We start from the raw sequence: 18,770 nt of genomic DNA, 5'->3' as shown, positions 1-18,770 counted from the left end.
CCGGTCACATCGCGGTCCGGGCCGACCACAGCTCGGGGAAGACCACCCGGGCCATGCTGCGCTGCAACCAGGCCAGCCCGGCGGAGCCGCCGCTGCCGACCTTGGCGCCCATGGTCCGCTGCACCGCCTTGATGTGGTGCCAGCGCCAGTCGCCGAACCGCTCGGCCACCTCGGTCAGCGCCTCGCCCAGCAGCCGCAGGTGGTTGTCCGGGCCGCCGTCGGCGTAGACGCGCACCCAGGCGGCCTCCACCGCGGGGTGCGGCTCGTGCTCGGTCGCCACGTCCCGGTCCAGCAGCTCGGCCGGCAGGTCGAAGCCGCGCCGGCCGAGCAGGGCGACCACGTCGTCCCAGAGGCTGGGCGCGGCGAGGGCGGCGGTCAGCTCGGCGTACACCTCGGTCTGCCGGCGGAACGGGCGGATCAGCGCCGGGTCGCGCAGACCGAGCAGGAACTCCAGGTGGCGGTACATCGCGGACTGGAAGCCGGAGCCCTCGCCGAGCATGTTCCGGAAGCGGTTGAAGTCGGCCGGGGTCATCCAGCGCAGCCCCTGCCAGGCGGCGTTGAGCCCCTCGAGGTGCAGCGCGGCGCGGCGCAGCGCGGGCAGCGCCTCCCAGATCCGGTTCGCCCGCAGCTCCCGCTGGGCGTGCCGCAGCTCGTGGCAGGTCAGCCCGAAGTACAGCTCCATGATCTGGCTGACCATCAGGAAGGACATCTCGCCGGGGTCGTCGCTGAGCGGCTGCTGGAGCTGGTGCAGCGTGCTCGCCCGGACGTACGCGTCGTAGGGCACCCGCTCGGCGAAGTCCAGGGTCGGTTCGCCGCCGTTGCGCGCCGCCCGGGCCGCCCGCTGCTGGGCGGTCGCCGGGCGTACCGCCGTGGTCTGTTCCACCGTCATCTCCCTCCGAACCCGGGGTAGACGACATGATGCCGCTGGTGGATCCGCAGATGGAATGCCTCTTCAACGGCGGTACGGTGGTCTCACCTGCCGCTCCGAAGGCTTCTCCTGGGCTTCACTTCACGGAAGAAAGGTCACCGCGTGGACGACATGGACTGGGCGCTGCTGCGGGAACTCCAGGCCGACGCCCGGCTCTCGTACAGCGAGTTGTCCCGCCGGGTGCACCTGTCGCCGCCGGCGGTGGCCGAGCGGGTCCGCCGGCTGGAGGAGTCCGGGGTGATCACCGGCTACCACGCGCACGTGGACCTGACCCGGGCCGGGCGGACCGTGCTCGCGCTGATCCGGATGTCCTGCTACGGCTCGCGCTGCATCCTCAACGACCCGGAGGTGGCGGGCTGGCCGGAGATCATGGAGATCCACCGGATCACCGGGGACGCGTGCAGCATGCTCAAGGTGGCGGCCGGGTCGATGGGCGAGTTCGAGCAGGTCATCGACCGGCTCGCCCCGTACGGCCAGCCGTCCAGCACGATGGTCCTCTCCACCCCGCTGGACTGGCACCCGGTCACCCCGCTCCCGCCCGCCGGTCCGCCCGCCGCCGGCCGCCGCCGCTGAGGGCCCCGGTCAACGCCTGCCGTGGAGCACGGGCCCCCTGTTAACACCCCGCCCCACCGGGAACCCAGCGCCACTGCCCGTCAGCAGGATTCCGGTGCGCCCGCACCGGAAGGGGGGAATCATGCGAGGGCTCGTGGCACGTCGCGCCCTGTCGGCCGTCCTGAGCGTGCTCGGACTGGTCGCGGCGTTCGTCCTGATGACCGTCAGCCCGGCGCGGGCCGGGGAGAACGTCTTCGTCGAGGTGACGCCGAATCCGGCGCAGGCCGGCACCCGGGTGAGCATCCGGGCCAACTGCGACAACGCGAACAACCGGCAGGCCGAGGTGAACTCGGAAGCCTTCGGGCGGGTCATGCTCCGCCCGGACAACGGCTTCCTCACCGGGGCGGTGACCATCCCGGCCAACAAGCAGGCCGGGGACTTCCCGGTCGACCTGCGCTGCTCCAACGGCAACACGGCCCAGACCGTGCTCACCGTGCTGAACATGGCCTCGCCCAGCAAGGGCCCGGCCACCGGCGGCGGGGGCACCGCGGGCGGCCGGGGCGCCGGTTCGCTGCTGCTGGTCGGCGGGCTCGTCGCGGTGGCGGTGGTGGCCGGCGTGAGCGCCCGTCGCAGGACCGGGTCGCGCTTCTGACGAGGTGCGGCCATGGCCCGCCAACCGACCCGAGCCGGCCGGCAGCCGGACGCCCGGGACGACGACCGGACAACGCGGATCAAGGGCGACGGTCGCACCGCGCCGATCCGACGGGACGCCCCGGCGCCCCGCATCCACGGCGACGGCCGCACGTCCCGGATCCACGATCCCTGTCGCACCGCGCCGACCCGGCGGGACACCCCGGCGACGCGGATCCACGGCGACGGCCGCACCAGCCGGATCCACCGGGGCGACGCGCGGCGCACCGCCCCGGCGCGCGGTGTCGGCCGGGTGCCGGGACCCAGGGGCGGCGGCAGCAACCGGAGCCCGGTCCGGCACACCCGGTCCGGCGGTTCCGCCGGCGCCCGGCTGCGTACCTCGCTCCGGCTGGTGACCGCGGCGGCCCGTCGGTTCGCCCGCGCCGCCGGCCACGCCTCCAGCGCGAGCGTCGCCACCACCGACGCCCCGGACCGCCCGGTCGCGGTCCGGCCCACCACGGCCGCCGGCCGCTGGCGGTACGCCGCCCACCGCGGCCCGGGCGCACCGGTGCTGGTGGTGGCGACGCTGATGGTGCTGATCGTGGCCATGCTCGGGGTGGAACGGGCGACCGGGGTCAGCGTGCTGCCCGACCGGCTGTTCGCCGGGCTGCAGCCGCCGCCGAGGAAGTTCCCGGTGCTGCCGGCGAGCGCGCCGACGGACATCTCGATCGCCAAGGTCGGCCTGCGGGCACCGGTGCACCGGGTGGGCCTGGCCCCTGACGGCACCATCGCGGTGCCCGAGCTCGACAAGGCCGGCGAGGCCGGCTGGTACGACCAGGGACCCACCCCCGGGCAGTACGGCCCGGCGGTGATCGTCGGCCATGTCGACACCACCACCGGCCCGGCGGTCTTCCACGACCTCAAGAAACTCGACGACGGTGATCAGGTCGAGGTGACCCGGGAGGACCACTCGGTGGCGATCTTCGAGGTCACCTCGGTGCAGCGGTACGGCAAGGAGAAGCTGCCGGTGGACGAGATCTACGGCGACTTCAGCCGGCCGAACCTGCGGCTGATCACCTGCGGCGGCCGGTGGGTGGGTGGCGAGACCGGGTACGCGGACAACCTCGTGGTGTACGCGTCGCTGGTGAAGGCGCGCGACGGGTGAACGGCCGGTCAGGCCGCCTCGGGCTCCGGCTCGCGCAGGTCGAGCCAGTCCGCCCAGCGCGGGTCCGGCGCCCGGTGGCCGAGCACCCGCCACGCGTTGCCCTTGGGGGCGGCGGGCAGGTTGTGCAGCCGCCAGCCGAGCTCGGCCGGTGTCTTGTCGCCCTTGGTGTGGTTGCAGCGGGCGCAGGCGGCCACCACGTTCTCCCAGGCGTGCCGGCCGCCCCGGCTGCGCGGGAAGACGTGGTCGATGGTCTCGGCCGGCCCGCGGCAGTAGGCGCAGCGCCAGCCGTCCCGGGCGAAGATCGCCCGGCGGGAGAGCCCGACGTGGGTCCGGTACGGCACCCGGACGTAGCGGGTCAGCCGGACCACCGAGGGGACCGGCAACGCGTTGCGCGCACTGTGCAGGACGCCGTCGCCGTCGGCGACACAGACGGCCTTGGCGGAGAGCACGAGAATCGCGGCACGACGCACCGACACGACACACAGCGGCTCGTAGGTGGCGTTGAGAACGAGTGCACCGGAGCCCACCGTGGGTCGTATGTCAGGCATCGCGCATCACCCTCCCGGTCCAGCCGCTCCCGCCGCTGTCGCGTCGACGCCCGCCCCGCGGGCAGCGGGGAACGACACCGACGCCGGCCGGATCACCGACGTCCGTTGCGCCAATCGTCCCTGATCGCGCCCCGGATTGCACGCACTAATCCTGGGTACCTCATGAAGCTTTTTCCGGCCGTGGCATGATGACCGGTTCCGCCCGGGATGATCACCGGTCGACCGGTCCGTGGCCGGACGGTGGGTCAGCAGCCGACGCCCAGCCGCCTTGCGGTACGAAAGCAGGGTGAGTAGTGCTGCCAACCTGATGCTCCACGTCCTGACCGCCGAGAGCCCGAGCCCGGCCCCGTCCGCCGACTGCCGCACCGACACCTGGTGCAAGAACGTCTACGAGATCACGGGATCGGCCTGGTTCGCCGAGGGCAGCTACTGGATCATCCTCAAGCCGCTGCGGATCATCCTGATCCTGCTGCTCGCGTACGTCGCCCGCTGGGCGCTGCACCGGACGATCAACCGGCTGGTCCGCACCACCACCGAAGGCGCGGTGCCCACCATGCTGAGGCCGCTGCGGGAGCGGATCCCCAGCGCCTCGCTCGACCCGGAGCAGTTCGTGCCCGAACGCCGCCGGCAGCGCGCCGAGGCGATCGGCTCGGTGCTGCGCAGCATGGTCACCGCGTTCATCTTCGGCATCGCGCTGCTGATGGTGCTCAAGGAGTTCAGCTTCGACCTGGCTCCGCTGCTGGCCAGCGCCGGCATCGCCGGCGTGGCGCTCGGCTTCGGGGCGCAGAGCCTGGTCAAGGACCTGATCGCCGGCCTGTTCATGCTGATCGAGGACCAGTACGGCGTCGGCGACACCGTCGACCTGGGCGAGGCGACCGGGGTGGTCGAGGCGGTGGGCCTGCGGGTCACCACGGTCCGGGACGGCCGCGGCGTGCTCTGGTACATCCGCAACGGCGAGATCATCCGGGTCGGGAACAAGAGCCAGGGCTGGGCGCTGGTGGTGGTCGACCTGCCGATCGGCTTCGCCGGCACCGAGGAGGCCACCGCGGTGCTGCGGACGGCGGCGGCCTCGGTGGCGATGGACCCGGAGCTGGCGCCACAGATCGTGGAGGAGCCGGACGTGCTCGGCGTCGAACAGATCACGGTGGACGGCGCGGTGATCCGTACGGTGGTCAAGACGACCGCCGACGGGCAGTTCGCGGTCGGCCGCGAGCTGCGCCGCCGGCTGGCCGAGGCGCTGGAGAACTCCGGCATCACCGCGCGGATCGCGGCGGCGCGGCTCTACCCCGGGGTGCCGACCCGCGCTCCGGCGCCGGGCGAGACGGGCACCGGCGGCGCCACCTGACCGTCACCACTCGTCGTTCACTCGGACGATTTCAGGGGTCGCGCATCGCGCGGCCCCTCGGGTATCGTCCGTTCGTTCAGTCGGAGATGCGACGATCAATCCGTTCGCCCTAGCCAGCTCTCAGACGATCGGGCAGAATCCGGTGAACACGCTCCCGGTGGGAGCGTGCTCGTGTCCTCGCTGATCCTCAGATCTGACGACGGTCCCCGGCCGGGCCATCACGAGTGGCCGTAACCGAGGACAATGGAGGCGACGGTGTCCGACGAGCGACCCGCCCCGGAAGGCCCCGCCACCTTTCGCGACGTGTTCGGTCAGTCCGAGTTCCGCGCCCTCTTCGCGGCCAACGCCCTGTCCTGGGTCGGCGACTACGTCGCCAAGGCGGCCGTCACGGTGCTGGTCTACCAGCAGACCGACTCGGTGGCGCTCTCCGCGGCGGCGTTCGCGGTCAGCTACCTGCCCTGGTTGATCGGTGGCCCGCTGCTCGCCGCGCTCGCCGAACGGCACCGCTACCGGGAGGTCATGGCGGCCTGCGACCTGGTCCGGATGGCGCTGATGGTGCTGGTCGCGGTGCCCGGGATGCCGCCCTGGGCGATCCTCGCCCTGATCTTCGCCGCCACGCTGGCCAATCCGCCCAGCCAGGCGGCCCGCTCCGCGGTGTCCCCCCAGATCCTCGACGGCGACCGGCTGGTGGTCGGCCTGTCCGTCCTGGCGAGCGCCGGCCAGGCCGCCCAGGTCGTCGGCTACCTGATCGGCGCCGCGATCGCCGCGGTCAGCCCGGCCGCCGCCCTGCTGATCAACGCGGCCACCTTCGCGGCGTCCGCCGCCCTGGTCCGGTTCGGCCTGCGGGACCGGCCACCCGCGATGACCGAGGCCCACCGCAGCCACCTGCTGCGGGAGACCGGCCAGGGCTTCCAGATCGTCTTCGGGCAGCGGGTGCTACGGGCCATCGCCGTACTGGTGTTCAGCTCGTCGCTCTTCTCCATCGTGCCGGAGGGCCTCGCCGCCGCGTGGGCCGCCGAGCGCAGCCACGGCCTCGACAGCGGCGCCGCCCAGGCGATCATCATGGCCGCGAACCCGGTCGGCTACGTGCTGGGCGGGTTGCTGGTCGGCCGGCTGGTGGCCCCGGCCCGGCGGCTGGCGCTGATGCGTCCGCTGGCGGTCCTCGCCCCGGCGGTGCTCGTCCCCGCGCTGCTCGACCCGTCGCCGCTCGTGGTGGCGCTCCTCGCTGCGGCGTGCGGATTCGCCGTCGCGGGGCTGGTCCCGGTCGCGAACGGCCTCTTCGTCCGCGCCCTGCCCGACGGCTACCGCGCCCGGGCGTTCGGCGTGATGGCCAGCGGTACGCAGGTCATCCAGGGCGGTGCCGTGCTGGCCACCGGGGCGCTCGCCGAGCACTTCACCATCCCCAGGGTGGTCGGCGTGTGGAGCGCGGCCGGCGTCGTGCTGATGCTGGTGGCGGCGCTCACCTGGCCACGCCGGGAGACGGTGGACGCGGCCGTCGAGGCCGCGGAGAAGGCCAACTCGACGGCGGCCGCCGCGGCCGAACCCCGACCGCACCTGGCGGGCCGGGGCGCGGCTCCGGCGACCGCCGGGGAGCGGTCCGGTGACCGCAACCGCCGCCGGCACGCGGTGACCTGACCCGGATGCTGGCCGGCCGGTGGGCGCGAGTCGCCCGCCGCCCGCACCTGGCAGGATGGAACGGTGAATTCCCCAGGCGAGTCGATGACCCTCTTCGAGGCGGTCGGCGGCGAACCCACCTTCCGCAAGCTGGTGGACGAGTTCTACGCCGGCGTCGCCACCGACCCGCTGCTGCGGCCGATGTACCCGGAGGAGGACCTCGGCCCGGCGGCCGACCGGCTGACCCTCTTCCTCATGCAGTACTGGGGTGGCCCGCACACCTACTCCGACCAGCGCGGCCACCCGCGACTGCGGATGCGGCACGCGCCGTTCCGGATCGGGGCGGCCGAGCGGGACGCCTGGCTGCACCACATGCGGCGGGCGGTGGACCGGTTGGACCTGCCGCCGGAGATCGCCGGCGCGCTCTGGGACTACCTGGAGCGGGCCGCGTACTTCATGGTGAACGTGATGGAGGACCCGGCCGCCGGGGCCTGACCGCGACCCGCCACCGCGCCGCCGGGGGCCGTGGCCCCCGGGCGGCCGGGCGGCGACTCAGAGCAGGGCGCCCTCGTCGTGCAGCCAGTCCACGAAGGTGGTGGCCACCGCGGCCCCGCAGTCGAGCATCTCGACCAGCAACGCGTCGTGGGCGCCGGCGCCGAGCGGGACCTGGAGCTCCGCGTAGATCGGGAGCTGGCCGCGCTCGGTCGGGTCGCCGATGTACGCCTTGCAGAACCGTCGGGTGTGGTTCCACTCGTTGACCACGCGGTAGGCCCGGTCCGCCCAGTCCGGCGGCACCGTCGCGTGCGGCCGGGCGCGCATCACCAGGATCTCGTCCTCCGGCCCTTCGAGGGTGACCAGCACGGCGTGCCGCTCCCACATCGCCAGCAGGTTGCCGTCGCCGTCGGCCAGGTAGCGCACGTCGAGCAGGTCGAGCGCGTCGCAGACCCGGCGGAGGGTGACCGGGCCGACGGTGGCCGGCATCTCCGGCGTCACCGGCCGCTCGGCGGCGGTGTCGTCCCCCGGCTGGCGGGGGGTCGGTGGTCCGACCCGGACGGCGTCATCCACTGTGATCCCGCTTCGAGTTTCCGGATCGCCGCCAACGGCGGGACCTGGGCGCCATGACCACCACGGCATCGCTCGCGCACCTCACTCCCCAGCGGATCCAGCCGCCTACGGTGCGTTGGATCCGAGGATGGACGGTACCCGGACAGCCGGGATGAGGCATCCCCCCAACGGACGCCCCAAGCCGGAAGAATGAATGGGGGTCAGCCGTTCGGACGACCAGTTGCGGGCGTAAGGCTGAGTTCGGAAACCTTCCGCGACCACGCCGCCCCATACGGTCCGACCAGACCGACCCAACGGCCGGCGACCCTCACCTGGACGTCGCCGGTGCCGAGGAAGCCCATCCGGACCAGCCCCTGCACGAGCCGCTGCCGGACCTCCACCGGGGCGTCCGGCGCGTCGTCGGGGGTGACCACCACCGCGACGTGGTCCAGCAGCGCGTCGCGCAGCGCCCGCTGCCCCACCGCGCGGCCCGCCACGCCGTGCGTGGCCGCCTCGCGCAGGGCCCCGGCCGCCGCGGCGGCGATCCGGCGGACGTCCTCGGCGGGCAGCGCCTCCACCGCCCGGCTGGCGGCCGGGGGCAGCGGCCAACGCCAGCCGTCGTCCCGGCGCCGGGGCAGCGCCGCGCCGCCCGCCTCCAACTCGGCCAGCAGCTCCGCCGCCGCCACCGTGACGTCGCCCGGCGCCACCCCGGCGACCGTCCGGACCGCCAGGACGTCCCACGGCAGCCGGGCCCAGAGGGCGGTACGCCCCGCGCCCGGCACCGGCCGGAGCCGGACCAGGGTGGCCGGGTCCAGCCGGACCAGCCGGGCCAGGAACGCCCCCGCGTCGGCCACCCCGGCCAGCCCGTGCCCCGCCCCCGGCGCGCTCACGGCGTCAGACCGGGGGCGTAGCGGAGCAGGAAGGCCCGCTCGTCGGCGGAGATCCGGCGGGGCCGCTGCGCGGCCAGGTCGAACGGGACCAGCACCGAGCGGGCGGTGCTGGCCAGCACGTCGCCGTCGTACAGCTCGTAGGCGACCGTGAACGAGGCGGCCCTGAGCTGCTCCACCCACAGCTCGATCCGCACCGTCGGGGCCGCCTCCGCGCTGGCCCGGCCCAGCGAGTAGTCGACCGGGCGCAGGTAGTCGACCTCGTGCCGGCGGATGACGACCCCGTCGGCGAACGAGCCCACCCCCCACGCCCGGCCGCCGGCGAACATCATCGCCACCCGCGCCTCCTCGTAGAGGGTGAGGAAGCGGGCGTTGTTGATGTGGCCGTACGCGTCCAGGTCGGACCAGCGCAGCGTGCAGTGGTAGATGAACTTGTCAGTCACGGGTGAGCTTGCGGTACGTCACCCGGTGCGGACGCGCGGCCTCGGCGCCGAGCCGGTCGATCTTGTTCTTCTCGTACGCCTCGAAGTTGCCCTCGAACCAGAACCACCTGGCCGGGTTCTGGTCGTCGCCCTCCCAGGCCAGGATGTGCGTGGCGACCCGGTCGAGGAACATCCGGTCGTGGGAGATGACCACGGCGCAGCCGGGGAACTCCAGCAGCGCATTCTCCAGGCTGCCCAGGGTCTCCACGTCGAGGTCGTTGGTCGGCTCGTCGAGCAGGATCACGTTGCCGCCGATCTTCAGGGTCAGCGCCAGGTTGAGCCGGTTCCGCTCGCCACCGGAGAGCACCTTGGTCGGCTTCTGCTGGTCCGGCCCCTTGAACCCGAACGCGGCGATGTACGCCCGCGACGGCATCTCGACCTTGCCGACGAGGAGGTGGTCCAGCCCGTCGGAGACCGTCTCCCAGACCGTCTTGTCGCCGGCCAGACCGGCCCGGCTCTGGTCGACGTACGACAGCGACACCGTCTCGCCGACCCGGACCGAGCCGGAGGTCGGCTCCTCCAGCCCGACGATGGTCTTGAACAGGGTGGTCTTGCCGACGCCGTTCGGGCCGATCACGCCGACGATGCCGTTGCGCGGCAGCGAGAAGCTGAGGCCGTCGATCAGCACCCGGTCGCCGAAGGCCTTGGTCAGGTGGTTGACCTCGATGACCGTGCTGCCCAGGCGCGGGCCCGGCGGGATCTGGATCTCCTCGAAGTCGAGCTTGCGGGTCTGCTCCGCCGCGGTGGCCATCTCCTCGTACCGGTCGAGCCGGGCCTTGGACTTGGTCTGCCGCGCCTTGGCGTTGGAGCGGACCCACTCCAGCTCCTCGTCGAGGCGCTTCTTCATCTTGGCGTCGCGGCGTCCCTCGACGGCCATCCGGGCCGCCTTCTTCTCCAGGTACGTGGAGTAGTTGCCCTCGTAGCCGATGGCCCGACCGCGGTCCAGCTCGAGGATCCAGCCGGCCACGTTGTCGAGGAAGTACCGGTCGTGGGTGATCGCGATGACCGTGCCGGCGTACTTGGCCAGGTGCTGCTCCAGCCACTGCACGCTCTCCGCGTCCAGGTGGTTGGTGGGCTCGTCGAGCAGCAGCAGGTCCGGCGCCTCCAGCAGCAGCTTGCACAGCGCCACCCGGCGGCGCTCGCCGCCGGAGAGCTTGACGACGTCGGCGTCCGGCGGCGGGCAGCGCAGCGCGTCCATGGCGAGCTCGAGCTTCGAATCGATGTCCCAGGCGTCGGCGTGGTCCAGCTCCTCCTGGAGCCGGCCCATCTCCTCCATCAGCTCGTCGGAGTAGTCCGTCGCCATCTGCTCGGCGATCTTGTTGAACCGCTCCAGCTTGGCCTTGGTCTCGGCGACCGCCTCCTCGATGTTGCCGAGGACGGTCTTGGCGTCGTTCAGCGGCGGCTCCTGCGCCAGCATGCCGACGGTGTAGCCGGGCATCAGCCGGGCCTCGCCGTTGCTCGGCTGGTCCCAGCCTGCCATGATCTTGAGGAGGCTGGACTTACCGGCGCCGTTCGGACCGACCACACCGATCTTGGCCCCCGGCAGGAAGTTCAGCGTCACGTTGTCGAGCACGACCTTGTCGCCGTGCGCCTTGCGCGCCTTTTCCAGGACGTAGATGAACTGGGCCACGGTGCGGGCTACCTCCGTCGGTTGCGATCGCGAGCTTGCTCAGGGCGCGGGCGCGGGCCCGGACTTCCGCCCGCCGCCGCCGGCCGGGGCCGGCCACGCGCACGCCATCGTCAATCCTGACAGGTACGTCCCGCTCCGCCCACATCACCCCGCCCGGCGGCACGGACGCGTGGCGGCCGGACCCGGCTGTCGGCAAGATCACGATGACGGGTTCGGTGGTTCTGGGACGGGTAGGAAACTCAGGCACGGGGGAACAGACGCCGCAGCTACGCTCAGTACGCTCATCGCGGTGGACCCGACAGCACCCGGAGGTGGCCGATCGTGACCGTCCGTAGCTCCTTTGTCGTAGTGGCGAACCGACTGCCGGTCGACGAGGTGAGCACACCCGAGGGGCGGCAGTGGCGGCGCAGCCCGGGCGGGCTGGTGACCGCGCTGCATCCGGTCCTCGCCGAGCACCAGGGCACCTGGGTGGGGTGGGCGGGCGGCACCGGCGCCGCGCCGGAGCCGTTCGACCTGGAGGGCATCCGGCTGCACCCGGTGCCGCTGAGCGCCGAGGAGCTGGAGCGCTACTACGAGGGGCAGTCCAACGCCACGATCTGGCCGCTCTACCACGACGCGGTCGAGACGCCGGCCTACAAGCGCCGCTGGCGCGAGGCGTACCGCCTGGTCAACGCCCGGTTCGCGGAGGCCGCTGCGGACGTGGCGGCCGAGGGCGCGACGGTCTGGGTGCAGGACTACCAGCTCCAGCTGGTCCCGGCGATGCTCCGCGAGCTGCGGCCGGACCTGCGGATCGGGTTCTTCCTGCACATCCCGTTCCCGCCGATCGAGCTGTTCATGCAGATGCCGTTCCGCACCGAGATCCTGCGCGGGCTGCTCGGCGCCGACCTGGTCGGCTTCCAGCAGCGGCTGGCCGCGCAGAACTTCGTCCGGCTGGCCCGCCACCTGCTCGGCCTGCGATACGAGGGGCAGATGATCCAGGTCGACGGCCGGCAGGTGAAGGCCGGCGCGTTCCCCATCTCCATCGACACCAAGGAGATGGAGCGGATGGCCGCCGACCCGGCGATCCAGGCGCGGGCCAAGCAGATCCGCGAGGAGCTGGGCAACCCGAAGACGATCATCCTCGGGGTCGATAGGCTGGACTACACGAAGGGCATCGAGCTCCGGCTGAAGGCCTTCCGGGAACTCCTCGCTGACGGAAAGTTGACAGTTCCCGACGCGGTTATGGTGCAGGTCGCTACGCCGAGCCGCGAGCGTGTGGAGCACTACCAGGCACTTCGAGTGAAGGTGGAACGCGAGGTCGGCCGGATTAATGGTGAATTTGGACGGGTCGGCGTGCCGGCGGTGCATTATCTGCATCAGTCGTACAGTCGCTCCGAACTGGCCGCGATGTACGTCGCGGCCGACGTGATGATGGTGACCCCGCTGCGAGACGGAATGAATCTGGTGGCCAAGGAGTACGTCGCATCGCGCGCCGACCAGGGCGGCGCGCTCGTGCTCAGTGAGTTCGCCGGCGCCGCGACAGAGCTGCGCCAGGCATTTTTGTGCAACCCGCACGACCCCGACGCGGTGAAGGACGCGCTGTTGCGCGCCGTGCACGTCGAGCGGCCCGAGGCGCGTCGCCGCATGCGGGTCATGCAGCGCCACCTGCGCACCCACGACGTGGGGCACTGGGCCAAGTCCTTCCTCACCGAACTCGGCGTGCCCGATGCGGAGGCTGCGTGAACTCGCCCGCCACCACCACCCCGTCCGGCGGGGTGCTGGACCCCGAGCTGCGCGCCGCCATCGGCCGGATCGCCCGCGTCCCGCAGCTCCTGGTCGCCTGCGACTACGACGGCACCCTGGCCCCGATCGTCGAGGACCCGAGCAAGGCCGTACCGCTGCCCGAGTCGGTGGCCGCGGTGCGCGCGCTGGCCTCGCTGCCGCAGACCACCGTCGCGGTGGTGTCCGGCCGTGCGCTGCGCGACCTGGCCGCGCTCTCCCGGCTGCCCAGCGAGGTCCACCTGGTCGGCAGCCACGGCTCCGAGTTCGACATCGGCTTCGTCGAGCGGCTCTCCCCCGAGCTGATCGCGACCCGGACCCGGCTGCGCGACGCGCTGCGCGAGATCGCCGCGGCCCACCCCGGCGTACGGCTGGAGCGCAAGCCGGCCAGCGTCGCGGTGCACACCCGTGGGGTGGACCCGCAGGTCGCCGCGTCCGCCGTCGAGGCGGTCCGCAGCGGCCCGGCGCTCTGGGACGACGTGACGGTCACCCAGGGCAAGGAGGTCATCGAGCTGTCGGTGGTCGCCACCCACAAGGGCACCGCCGTGGACCAGCTCCGCACCCAGCTCGCCGCCAGCGCGGTGCTCTTCATCGGCGACGACGTCACCGACGAGAACGCCTTCGGCAACCTGCACGGACCGGACGTCGGGATCAAGATCGGCCCCGGTGACACCCGGGCCGACTACCGGGTGGCCGAGCCGATCGAGGCGGCCCGGGCGCTGGGCCTGCTGCTGGAGACCCGGCGGCACTGGCTCTTCGGCGAGCGGGCGGTGCCGATCGAGCGGCACTCGATGCTGGCCAACGGGCGGACGGTCGCGCTGGTCACCCCGGACGCCAAGATCACCTGGCTGTGCCACCCGAAGCCGGACTCGGCGGCGATCTTCGCCGACCTGGTCGGCGGCAGCCCGGCCGGGCACTTCAGCGTGGCCCCGGAGCGCGGCGGTATCCCGCTCGGCCAGCGCTACCGCAGCAACACGATGACCGTGGAGACCCGCTGGTCCGGCCTGACCGTGACCGACTGGCTGGACCTGCCGGCCCGGGAGACGACGCCGGACGGCGAGGCGGTCGTGACCGGCGACTCGACGCTCGTCCGGGTGCTCAGCGGCACCGGCCGGGCCCGGATCGACTTCGCCCCGCGGCCCGAGTTCGGCCAGGTCGCCGTGCAGCTCCAGCCGCTGGACGACGGTCTGCTGGTGCTGGGCTCCAACGAGCCGGTCGCCCTCTACTCCCCCGGCGTCGAGTGGCAGGTCACCAGCGACGGGGTGAACGAGAGCGCGAAGGCGGTCGTCGACCTGCGCGCCGCCGGCGGGCAGGTCGTGTTGGAGCTGCGCTTCGGCACCCACAGCCTGGAGCACCACCGGGTGCCGATCCACGAGCGGCAGGCGGCCGCCGAGCAGCCGTGGAAGGACTGGGTGGCCTCGCTGCGGCTGCCCACCACCGCCCGGGACCTGGTGGCCCGCAGCGCGCTCACCCTGCGCGGGCTCTGCCACGAGGCCACCGGCTCGATCCTCGCCGCGGCGACCACCTCGCTCCCCGAGGAGCTGGGCGGCGTCCGGAACTGGGACTACCGCTACTGCTGGCTGCGCGACGCGGCGATGACCGCGCGGGCGCTGGTCGACCTCGGCTCGACCGAGGAGGCGGAGGGCCTGCTGCGCTGGATCGACGGCGTGGTCGAGCGGACCGGCGGCCACCCGGAGCGGCTGCACCCGCTCTACACGGTCGACGGGTACGAGCTCGGCGCCGAGGCGGTGATCGACACCCTGCCCGGGTACGCCGGCTCTCGGCCGGTCCGGGTCGGCAACCTCGCCAACCACCAGCTCCAGCTCGACGTCTTCGGCCCGGTCGCCGACCTGATCGCCGCGGTGGCCGACGCCCGGGGTTCGGTACGCGACGACGAGTGGCGGGTGCTGGAGAACATGGTCGAGGCGGTCCGCCGCCGCTGGCACGAGCCCGACCACGGCATCTGGGAGGCCCGCCTCCCCCCGCGGCACCACGTCTTCTCCAAGGTCATGCTCTGGATGACCGTCGACCGGGCACTGCACGTCGTACGGCAGCACGGCGGCGAGGACCGGCCGGAATGGGTGGAGCTGCGCGACCGGATCGCCGCCAACGTGCTGGAGCACGGCTGGCACGAGGCGGCCGAGGCGTACAGCGTCGCGTACGGGCACGAGGAGATGGACGCCTCGTCGCTCTGGATCGGCATCTCCGGGCTGCTCCCGGGCGACGACCCGCGCTTCCTGTCGACCGTGCTGAAGATCGAGGCGGACCTGCGCAGCGGTCCGGTCGTCTACCGGTACCACTGGGACGACGGCCTGCCCGGCCGGGAGGGCGGCTTCCACATCTGCACGGCGTGGCTGATCGAGGCGTACCTGCGCACCGGCCGACGGGTCGACGCGGAGGAGCTGTTCGCCCAGATGATCGACACCGCGGGCCCCACCGGGCTGCTCCCCGAGCAGTACGACCCGCTCGCCGAGCGGGGCCTGGGCAACCACCCGCAGGCCTACAGCCACCTCGGCCTGATCCGCTGCGCCCTGCTGCTGGACAACATGCTCAAGCAATGACCTGACCAGCAACGACGGCGGCCGCAGACTTCGTCTCCGGCCGCCGTCCTGTTGTTCCCTCTCAGCGACGGATGGCCCCACCCACGACCGGGTTTCCGGGGACCCGGACACGGGATCAGACGTCGAGCGCCCCCACCACGTCGCCGATCACCACGATGGCGGGGGGACGGAGGCCGGCGGCGGCCACGTCGGCGGCGACCTCGCCGAGGGTCGACCGGAGCGTCCGCTGGGCGCTGGTGGTGCCCTCCTGGATCACCGCCGCCGGGGTCTCCGGCGGCCTGCCGTGGGCGGCGAGGGTGGCGCTGATCGCGGCCAGGTTCTTCAGGCCCATCAGGATCACCAGGGTGCCGCGCAGGCCGGCGAGCGCCTCCCAGCGCACGAGTGACGCCGGCGAGTCCGGCGCGACGTGCCCGGAGATCACGGTGAACTCGTGCGCCACCGCCCGGTGGGTGACCGGCACCCCGGCCGCCGCCGGTACGGCGATCGCGCTGGTCACCCCGGGCACCACGGTCACCGGGACGCCCGCCTCGGCGCAGGCCAGCAACTCCTCCCCGCCGCGGCCGAAGACGTACGGGTCGCCGCCCTTGAGCCGCACCACGGACTTCCCGGCCAGGGCCCGGTCCACCAGGATCCGGTTGATCTCCTCCTGGGCGCGGGACGGCCCGTACGGGATCTTCGAGGCGTCGACCAGCTCGACGTCCGGGCGCAGCTCGTCGAGGAGCAGCCCGGGGACGAGCCGGTCGGCGACCACCACGTCCGCCTCGGTCAGCAGCCGCCAGCCCTTCAGCGTGATCAGCTCCGGATCGCCCGGGCCCGCGCCCACCAGCGCCACCCGGCCGCCGCCGCCAACCGGGGCCCCCTCCGCTACCGCAGGCGTTGGCAGGGGGCCCTTCCTGTCAGTCAGGAGGTGGCGGATCGCGTCGCGGACGGTCATCGCCCGGCGGGGGTCACCACCACCGAGCACGGCGACGGTGACCGGGCCGTGCCGGGTGACCGCCGGGGTCCACGCGGTGGCCGCGGCCCGGTCGTCGGCGCGGACGCAGAAGATCCGGCGCTCGGCGGCGGCGGCGCTGACCGCGGCCGCGGCGGCCGGGTCGTTCACGGCCACCTGGACCAGCCAGGCGCCGTCCAGGTCGCCGGGGGCGAACCGGCGCGGCACCCAGTGCAGCCGGCGGGCGTCGACGTGGGCGCGCAGCGCCGGGGTCAGCTCCGGCGACACCAGCAGGACGTCCGCGCCGGCGTCGAGCAGCGCCGGCACCCGCCGGGTGGCCACCGCTCCCCCGCCCACCACGACCACCCGCCGGCCGGCCAGCCGCAGCCCCAGGGGGTATGGGCTGGTCACTTCTCGGCCACTCCTGCCGAGTCGAAGGTGGCCACCTCGTGCAGCACCCGGACCGCGCCGGTGACCACCGGGAGCGCGAGCAGCGCGCCGGTGCCCTCGCCGAGGCGCAGCCCGAGGTCGATCAGCGGGTCGAGGCCGAGGTGCCGCAGCGCCGCCGTGGCGCCCGGCTCCGCCGAGCGGTGCCCGGCGACCATCGCCCCGACCGCCTGCGGGGCGAACGCGGTGGCGGCGAGCGCGGCGCTGACCGCGATCACCCCGTCCAGCAGCACCGGCACCCGGCGGGCGGCGGCCCCGAGGATCAACCCGGCCAGCGCGGCGTGCTCCAGCCCGCCGACGGCGGCCAGCACGCCCAGCGGATCGGCCGGGTCGGGCGCGTGCCGGTCCAGCGCGGCCCGCACCACGCCGACCTTCCGCGCGTACGTCTCGTCGTCGACCCCGGTGCCGCGCCCGGTCGCCTCGGCCGGGTCGACGCCGGTGAACGCGGCGATCAGCGCGGCGGCCGGGGTGGTGTTCGCGATGCCCATGTCGCCGGTGAGCAGGATGCCGGCCCCGCCGTCGATCAGCTCGCCGGCGACCCGGATGCCGGTCTCCACCGCCGTGCGTGCCTCGTCCCGGGTGAGCGCGGCGGCGACCGTCAGGTCCCGGGTGCCGGCCCGTACGTTCGCGGCGACCAGGCGCGGACCGGCCGGGTCGGCTGCCGGGTCCAGCGGCAGCGGGGTGGCCACGCCCACGTCCACCACGGTGACCGAGGCGCCGGCCTGCCGGGCGAACGCGTTGACCACCGCGCCGCCGGCCAGGAAGTTGCCGATCATCTGGGCGGTGACCTCCTGCGGCCAGGGGGTGACGCCCTGGGCGTGCACGCCGTGGTCGCCGGCGAAGATCGCCACTGCGGCCGGCTCGGGCAGCGGCGGCGGGCAGGCCCCGGCCAGCCCGGCGAGGCGTACCGAGAGGGGCTCCAGGGCGCCGAGGGAGCCGGCGGGCTTGGTCAGCCGGCCCTGCAGCTCACCGGCCGCCGCCATGGCGGCCTCGTCGAGCGGCCCGATTGCCGCGACGGTGGACTCCAACATCATGCCTCCAGGATCTCCGCCAGCACGTCGATGAACGCGTCGGTCGTCGCCGGGTCGCGCACCGCGATCCGCAGCCAGTCCGGGCCCAGCCCGGGGAAGGTGTCGCCCCGGCGTACCGCCCAGCCACGCTCGCGCAGCCGCTCCCGCACCGCCGCGGCACCGGGCCGGTGGACCAGGACGAAGGCGCTGGCCGGGCGGCCCGCGACGCGTACGCCGGGCAGGGTGGAGAGGCGGGCCACCAGGTGGTCGCGGTCGGCGGCGAGCCCGGCGGCGATGGCGCGCTCGGCCGCGACGGCGGCCGGGGAGGCGCAGGCGGTCGCGGCGGCGAGCGCCGGGGTGGAGACCGCCCAGAGCGGCTGGGCGGCGGCGCACCGGGCGAGCAGGTCGGCGTCGCCGAGCAGGTACCCGACGCGCAGCCCGGCCAGCCCCCAGGTCTTGGTGAGGCTGCGGACCACCACGAGGCCCGGCAGGTCGCGGCGGGCGGCGAGGGACTCGGGCTCGCCGTCGACGCCGGGGGCGAGCGTGGTGTCGGCGAACGCCTCGTCAACCACCAGCACCCGGCCGGGGCGGGCCAGCGCGGCGAGCGACTCGGCGGGGTGCAGCACCGAGGTCGGGTTGGTGGGGTTGCCGATCATCACCAGGTCGGCGTCCGCGGGCACCCGGGCCGGGTCGAGCCGGAAGTCCTCGGCCGGATCGAGCAGCACCCGCTCCACGGGGTGGCCGGCGGCCCGCAGCGCGGCCTCCGGCTCGGTGAACTGCGGGTGCACCACCACCGGCCGCCGGGCGTCGCGCAGCGCCCGGGCGAGCAGCACGAAGCCCTCGGCCGCGCCGGCGGTGAGGAGTACCTCCTCCGGGGGTCGCCCGTGCCGGTGAGCGACGGCGGCCCGGGCCGGGCCGGGGTCCGGGTACGCGGCCAGCCGGCCCATCGCGGCGACCAGCGGATCGGCCAGCCAGTCGGGCATCGGGGCACGGCGGACGTTGACCGCCAGGTCGACCAGGCCGGGGGTGGCCTCGGCGTCCCCGTGGTGCCCGAGGTCGGGCTCGACGGCGTCAGGTCGCGGCGCGGCGTCAGGCGCGCCGAGCTGGAGTTGTCGTACGTCCGGCGCGGCGGCGGCCGGCGCGGTCCCGGTGGGCTGAGCGCGCATGTCCGCGATCCTGCCGGGAAGCCGCCGCCCGGGACAGCGGATCCCGGCGTGGGACGCGTCACCACCACTCCA

General features: G+C 73.8%; 17 protein-coding genes. 8 read left to right on the top strand and 9 right to left on the bottom strand.

Annotated elements, in window-relative coordinates:
* Window positions 1–4: 4 nt before the first annotated feature.
* Window positions 5–889: a tryptophan 2,3-dioxygenase gene (locus tag ACGFI9_RS24285; RefSeq protein WP_393181189.1), complete on the bottom strand. Its 885-nt coding sequence runs from the start codon at window positions 887–889 to the stop codon at window positions 5–7.
* Between the two features lie 141 nt (window positions 890–1,030).
* On the opposite strand from ACGFI9_RS24285, the gene ACGFI9_RS24280 reads away from it, so the two are divergent.
* The 3 genes from ACGFI9_RS24280 to ACGFI9_RS24270 all read left to right on the top strand — a co-directional run bounded on the left by ACGFI9_RS24280 (window position 1,031) and on the right by ACGFI9_RS24270 (window position 3,275).
* Complete coding sequence (locus ACGFI9_RS24280) at window positions 1,031–1,501, top strand: Lrp/AsnC family transcriptional regulator (protein WP_393181188.1); 471 nt, start codon at window positions 1,031–1,033, stop codon at window positions 1,499–1,501.
* Window positions 1,502–1,622: 121 nt separating this feature from the next.
* Window positions 1,623–2,132, top strand: a complete 510-nt coding sequence (locus tag ACGFI9_RS24275) for a hypothetical protein (RefSeq protein WP_393181186.1) — start codon at window positions 1,623–1,625, stop codon at window positions 2,130–2,132.
* A gap of 369 nt (window positions 2,133–2,501) precedes the next feature.
* Window positions 2,502–3,275, top strand: coding sequence for a class F sortase (locus tag ACGFI9_RS24270; protein WP_393181278.1), 774 nt, complete (start codon window positions 2,502–2,504; stop codon window positions 3,273–3,275).
* Window positions 3,276–3,283: 8 nt separating this feature from the next.
* Here ACGFI9_RS24270 and ACGFI9_RS24265 read toward each other — a convergent pair whose 3' ends face one another.
* Window positions 3,284–3,823: an HNH endonuclease gene (locus ACGFI9_RS24265; RefSeq protein WP_393181185.1), complete on the bottom strand. Its 540-nt coding sequence runs from the start codon at window positions 3,821–3,823 to the stop codon at window positions 3,284–3,286.
* A 307-nt stretch (window positions 3,824–4,130) separates the two neighbouring features.
* Between ACGFI9_RS24265 and ACGFI9_RS24260 the strand changes: the two genes are divergently transcribed.
* The 3 genes from ACGFI9_RS24260 (at window position 4,131) to ACGFI9_RS24250 (ending at window position 7,277) form a co-directional block, all read left to right on the top strand.
* Entirely contained in the window at window positions 4,131–5,168 is a 1,038-nt protein-coding gene (locus ACGFI9_RS24260; protein ID WP_393181277.1) for a mechanosensitive ion channel family protein, read from the top strand.
* Window positions 5,169–5,411: 243 nt separating this feature from the next.
* Entirely contained in the window at window positions 5,412–6,803 is a 1,392-nt protein-coding gene (locus ACGFI9_RS24255; protein WP_393181183.1) for an MFS transporter, read from the top strand.
* Window positions 6,804–6,887: 84 nt separating this feature from the next.
* The gene (locus tag ACGFI9_RS24250) at window positions 6,888–7,277 is read left to right on the top strand and encodes a globin (protein ID WP_393181275.1); all 390 of its coding nucleotides are present in this window, start codon (window positions 6,888–6,890) and stop codon (window positions 7,275–7,277) included.
* A gap of 57 nt (window positions 7,278–7,334) precedes the next feature.
* Here the strand turns inward: ACGFI9_RS24250 and ACGFI9_RS24245 are convergent, their stop codons facing one another.
* The 4 genes from ACGFI9_RS24245 to ettA form a co-directional block, all read right to left on the bottom strand.
* Entirely contained in the window at window positions 7,335–7,916 is a 582-nt protein-coding gene (locus ACGFI9_RS24245; RefSeq protein WP_393181181.1) for a YbjN domain-containing protein, read from the bottom strand.
* Window positions 7,917–8,047: 131 nt separating this feature from the next.
* On the bottom strand, window positions 8,048–8,716 hold the full coding sequence (locus ACGFI9_RS24240) for a hypothetical protein (protein ID WP_393181179.1): 669 nt from the start codon (window positions 8,714–8,716) through the stop codon (window positions 8,048–8,050).
* Window positions 8,713–9,156: an acyl-CoA thioesterase gene (locus ACGFI9_RS24235; protein ID WP_393181178.1), complete on the bottom strand. Its 444-nt coding sequence runs from the start codon at window positions 9,154–9,156 to the stop codon at window positions 8,713–8,715. Before ACGFI9_RS24235 ends, ACGFI9_RS24240 begins: the two co-directional genes overlap by 4 nt.
* On the bottom strand, window positions 9,149–10,825 hold the full coding sequence (gene ettA / locus ACGFI9_RS24230) for an energy-dependent translational throttle protein EttA (RefSeq protein WP_393181177.1): 1,677 nt from the start codon (window positions 10,823–10,825) through the stop codon (window positions 9,149–9,151). The genes ACGFI9_RS24235 and ettA overlap by 8 nt, the downstream gene beginning before the upstream one ends.
* Window positions 10,826–11,146: 321 nt before the next feature.
* Between ettA and ACGFI9_RS24225 the strand changes: the two genes are divergently transcribed.
* Complete coding sequence (locus tag ACGFI9_RS24225; protein ID WP_393181175.1) at window positions 11,147–12,547, top strand: trehalose-6-phosphate synthase; 1,401 nt, start codon at window positions 11,147–11,149, stop codon at window positions 12,545–12,547.
* Window positions 12,544–15,144, top strand: a complete 2,601-nt coding sequence (gene otsB / locus ACGFI9_RS24220; protein ID WP_393181174.1) for a trehalose-phosphatase — start codon at window positions 12,544–12,546, stop codon at window positions 15,142–15,144. The genes ACGFI9_RS24225 and otsB overlap by 4 nt, the downstream gene beginning before the upstream one ends.
* Window positions 15,145–15,259: 115 nt before the next feature.
* Here the strand turns inward: otsB and cobA are convergent, their stop codons facing one another.
* The 3 genes from cobA to cobC are packed head-to-tail and all read right to left on the bottom strand — an operon-like array spanning window position 15,260 to window position 18,698.
* The gene (cobA, locus tag ACGFI9_RS24215) at window positions 15,260–16,486 is read right to left on the bottom strand and encodes a uroporphyrinogen-III C-methyltransferase (protein ID WP_393181172.1); all 1,227 of its coding nucleotides are present in this window, start codon (window positions 16,484–16,486) and stop codon (window positions 15,260–15,262) included.
* Entirely contained in the window at window positions 16,483–17,553 is a 1,071-nt protein-coding gene (cobT, locus tag ACGFI9_RS24210) for a nicotinate-nucleotide--dimethylbenzimidazole phosphoribosyltransferase (protein WP_393181273.1), read from the bottom strand. The genes cobA and cobT overlap by 4 nt, the downstream gene beginning before the upstream one ends.
* Complete coding sequence (gene cobC, locus ACGFI9_RS24205) at window positions 17,553–18,698, bottom strand: Rv2231c family pyridoxal phosphate-dependent protein CobC (protein WP_393181170.1); 1,146 nt, start codon at window positions 18,696–18,698, stop codon at window positions 17,553–17,555. The genes cobT and cobC overlap by 1 nt, the downstream gene beginning before the upstream one ends.
* Window positions 18,699–18,770 lie beyond the last annotated feature (72 nt).

Origin of the sequence: Micromonospora sp. NPDC048930, from assembly GCF_043197935.1 — a bacterium.
GTDB lineage: Bacteria > Actinomycetota > Actinomycetes > Mycobacteriales > Micromonosporaceae > Micromonospora.
Note: the sequence above shows the minus strand (reverse complement) of the source record. Positions and strands in the feature narration are given on the sequence as shown.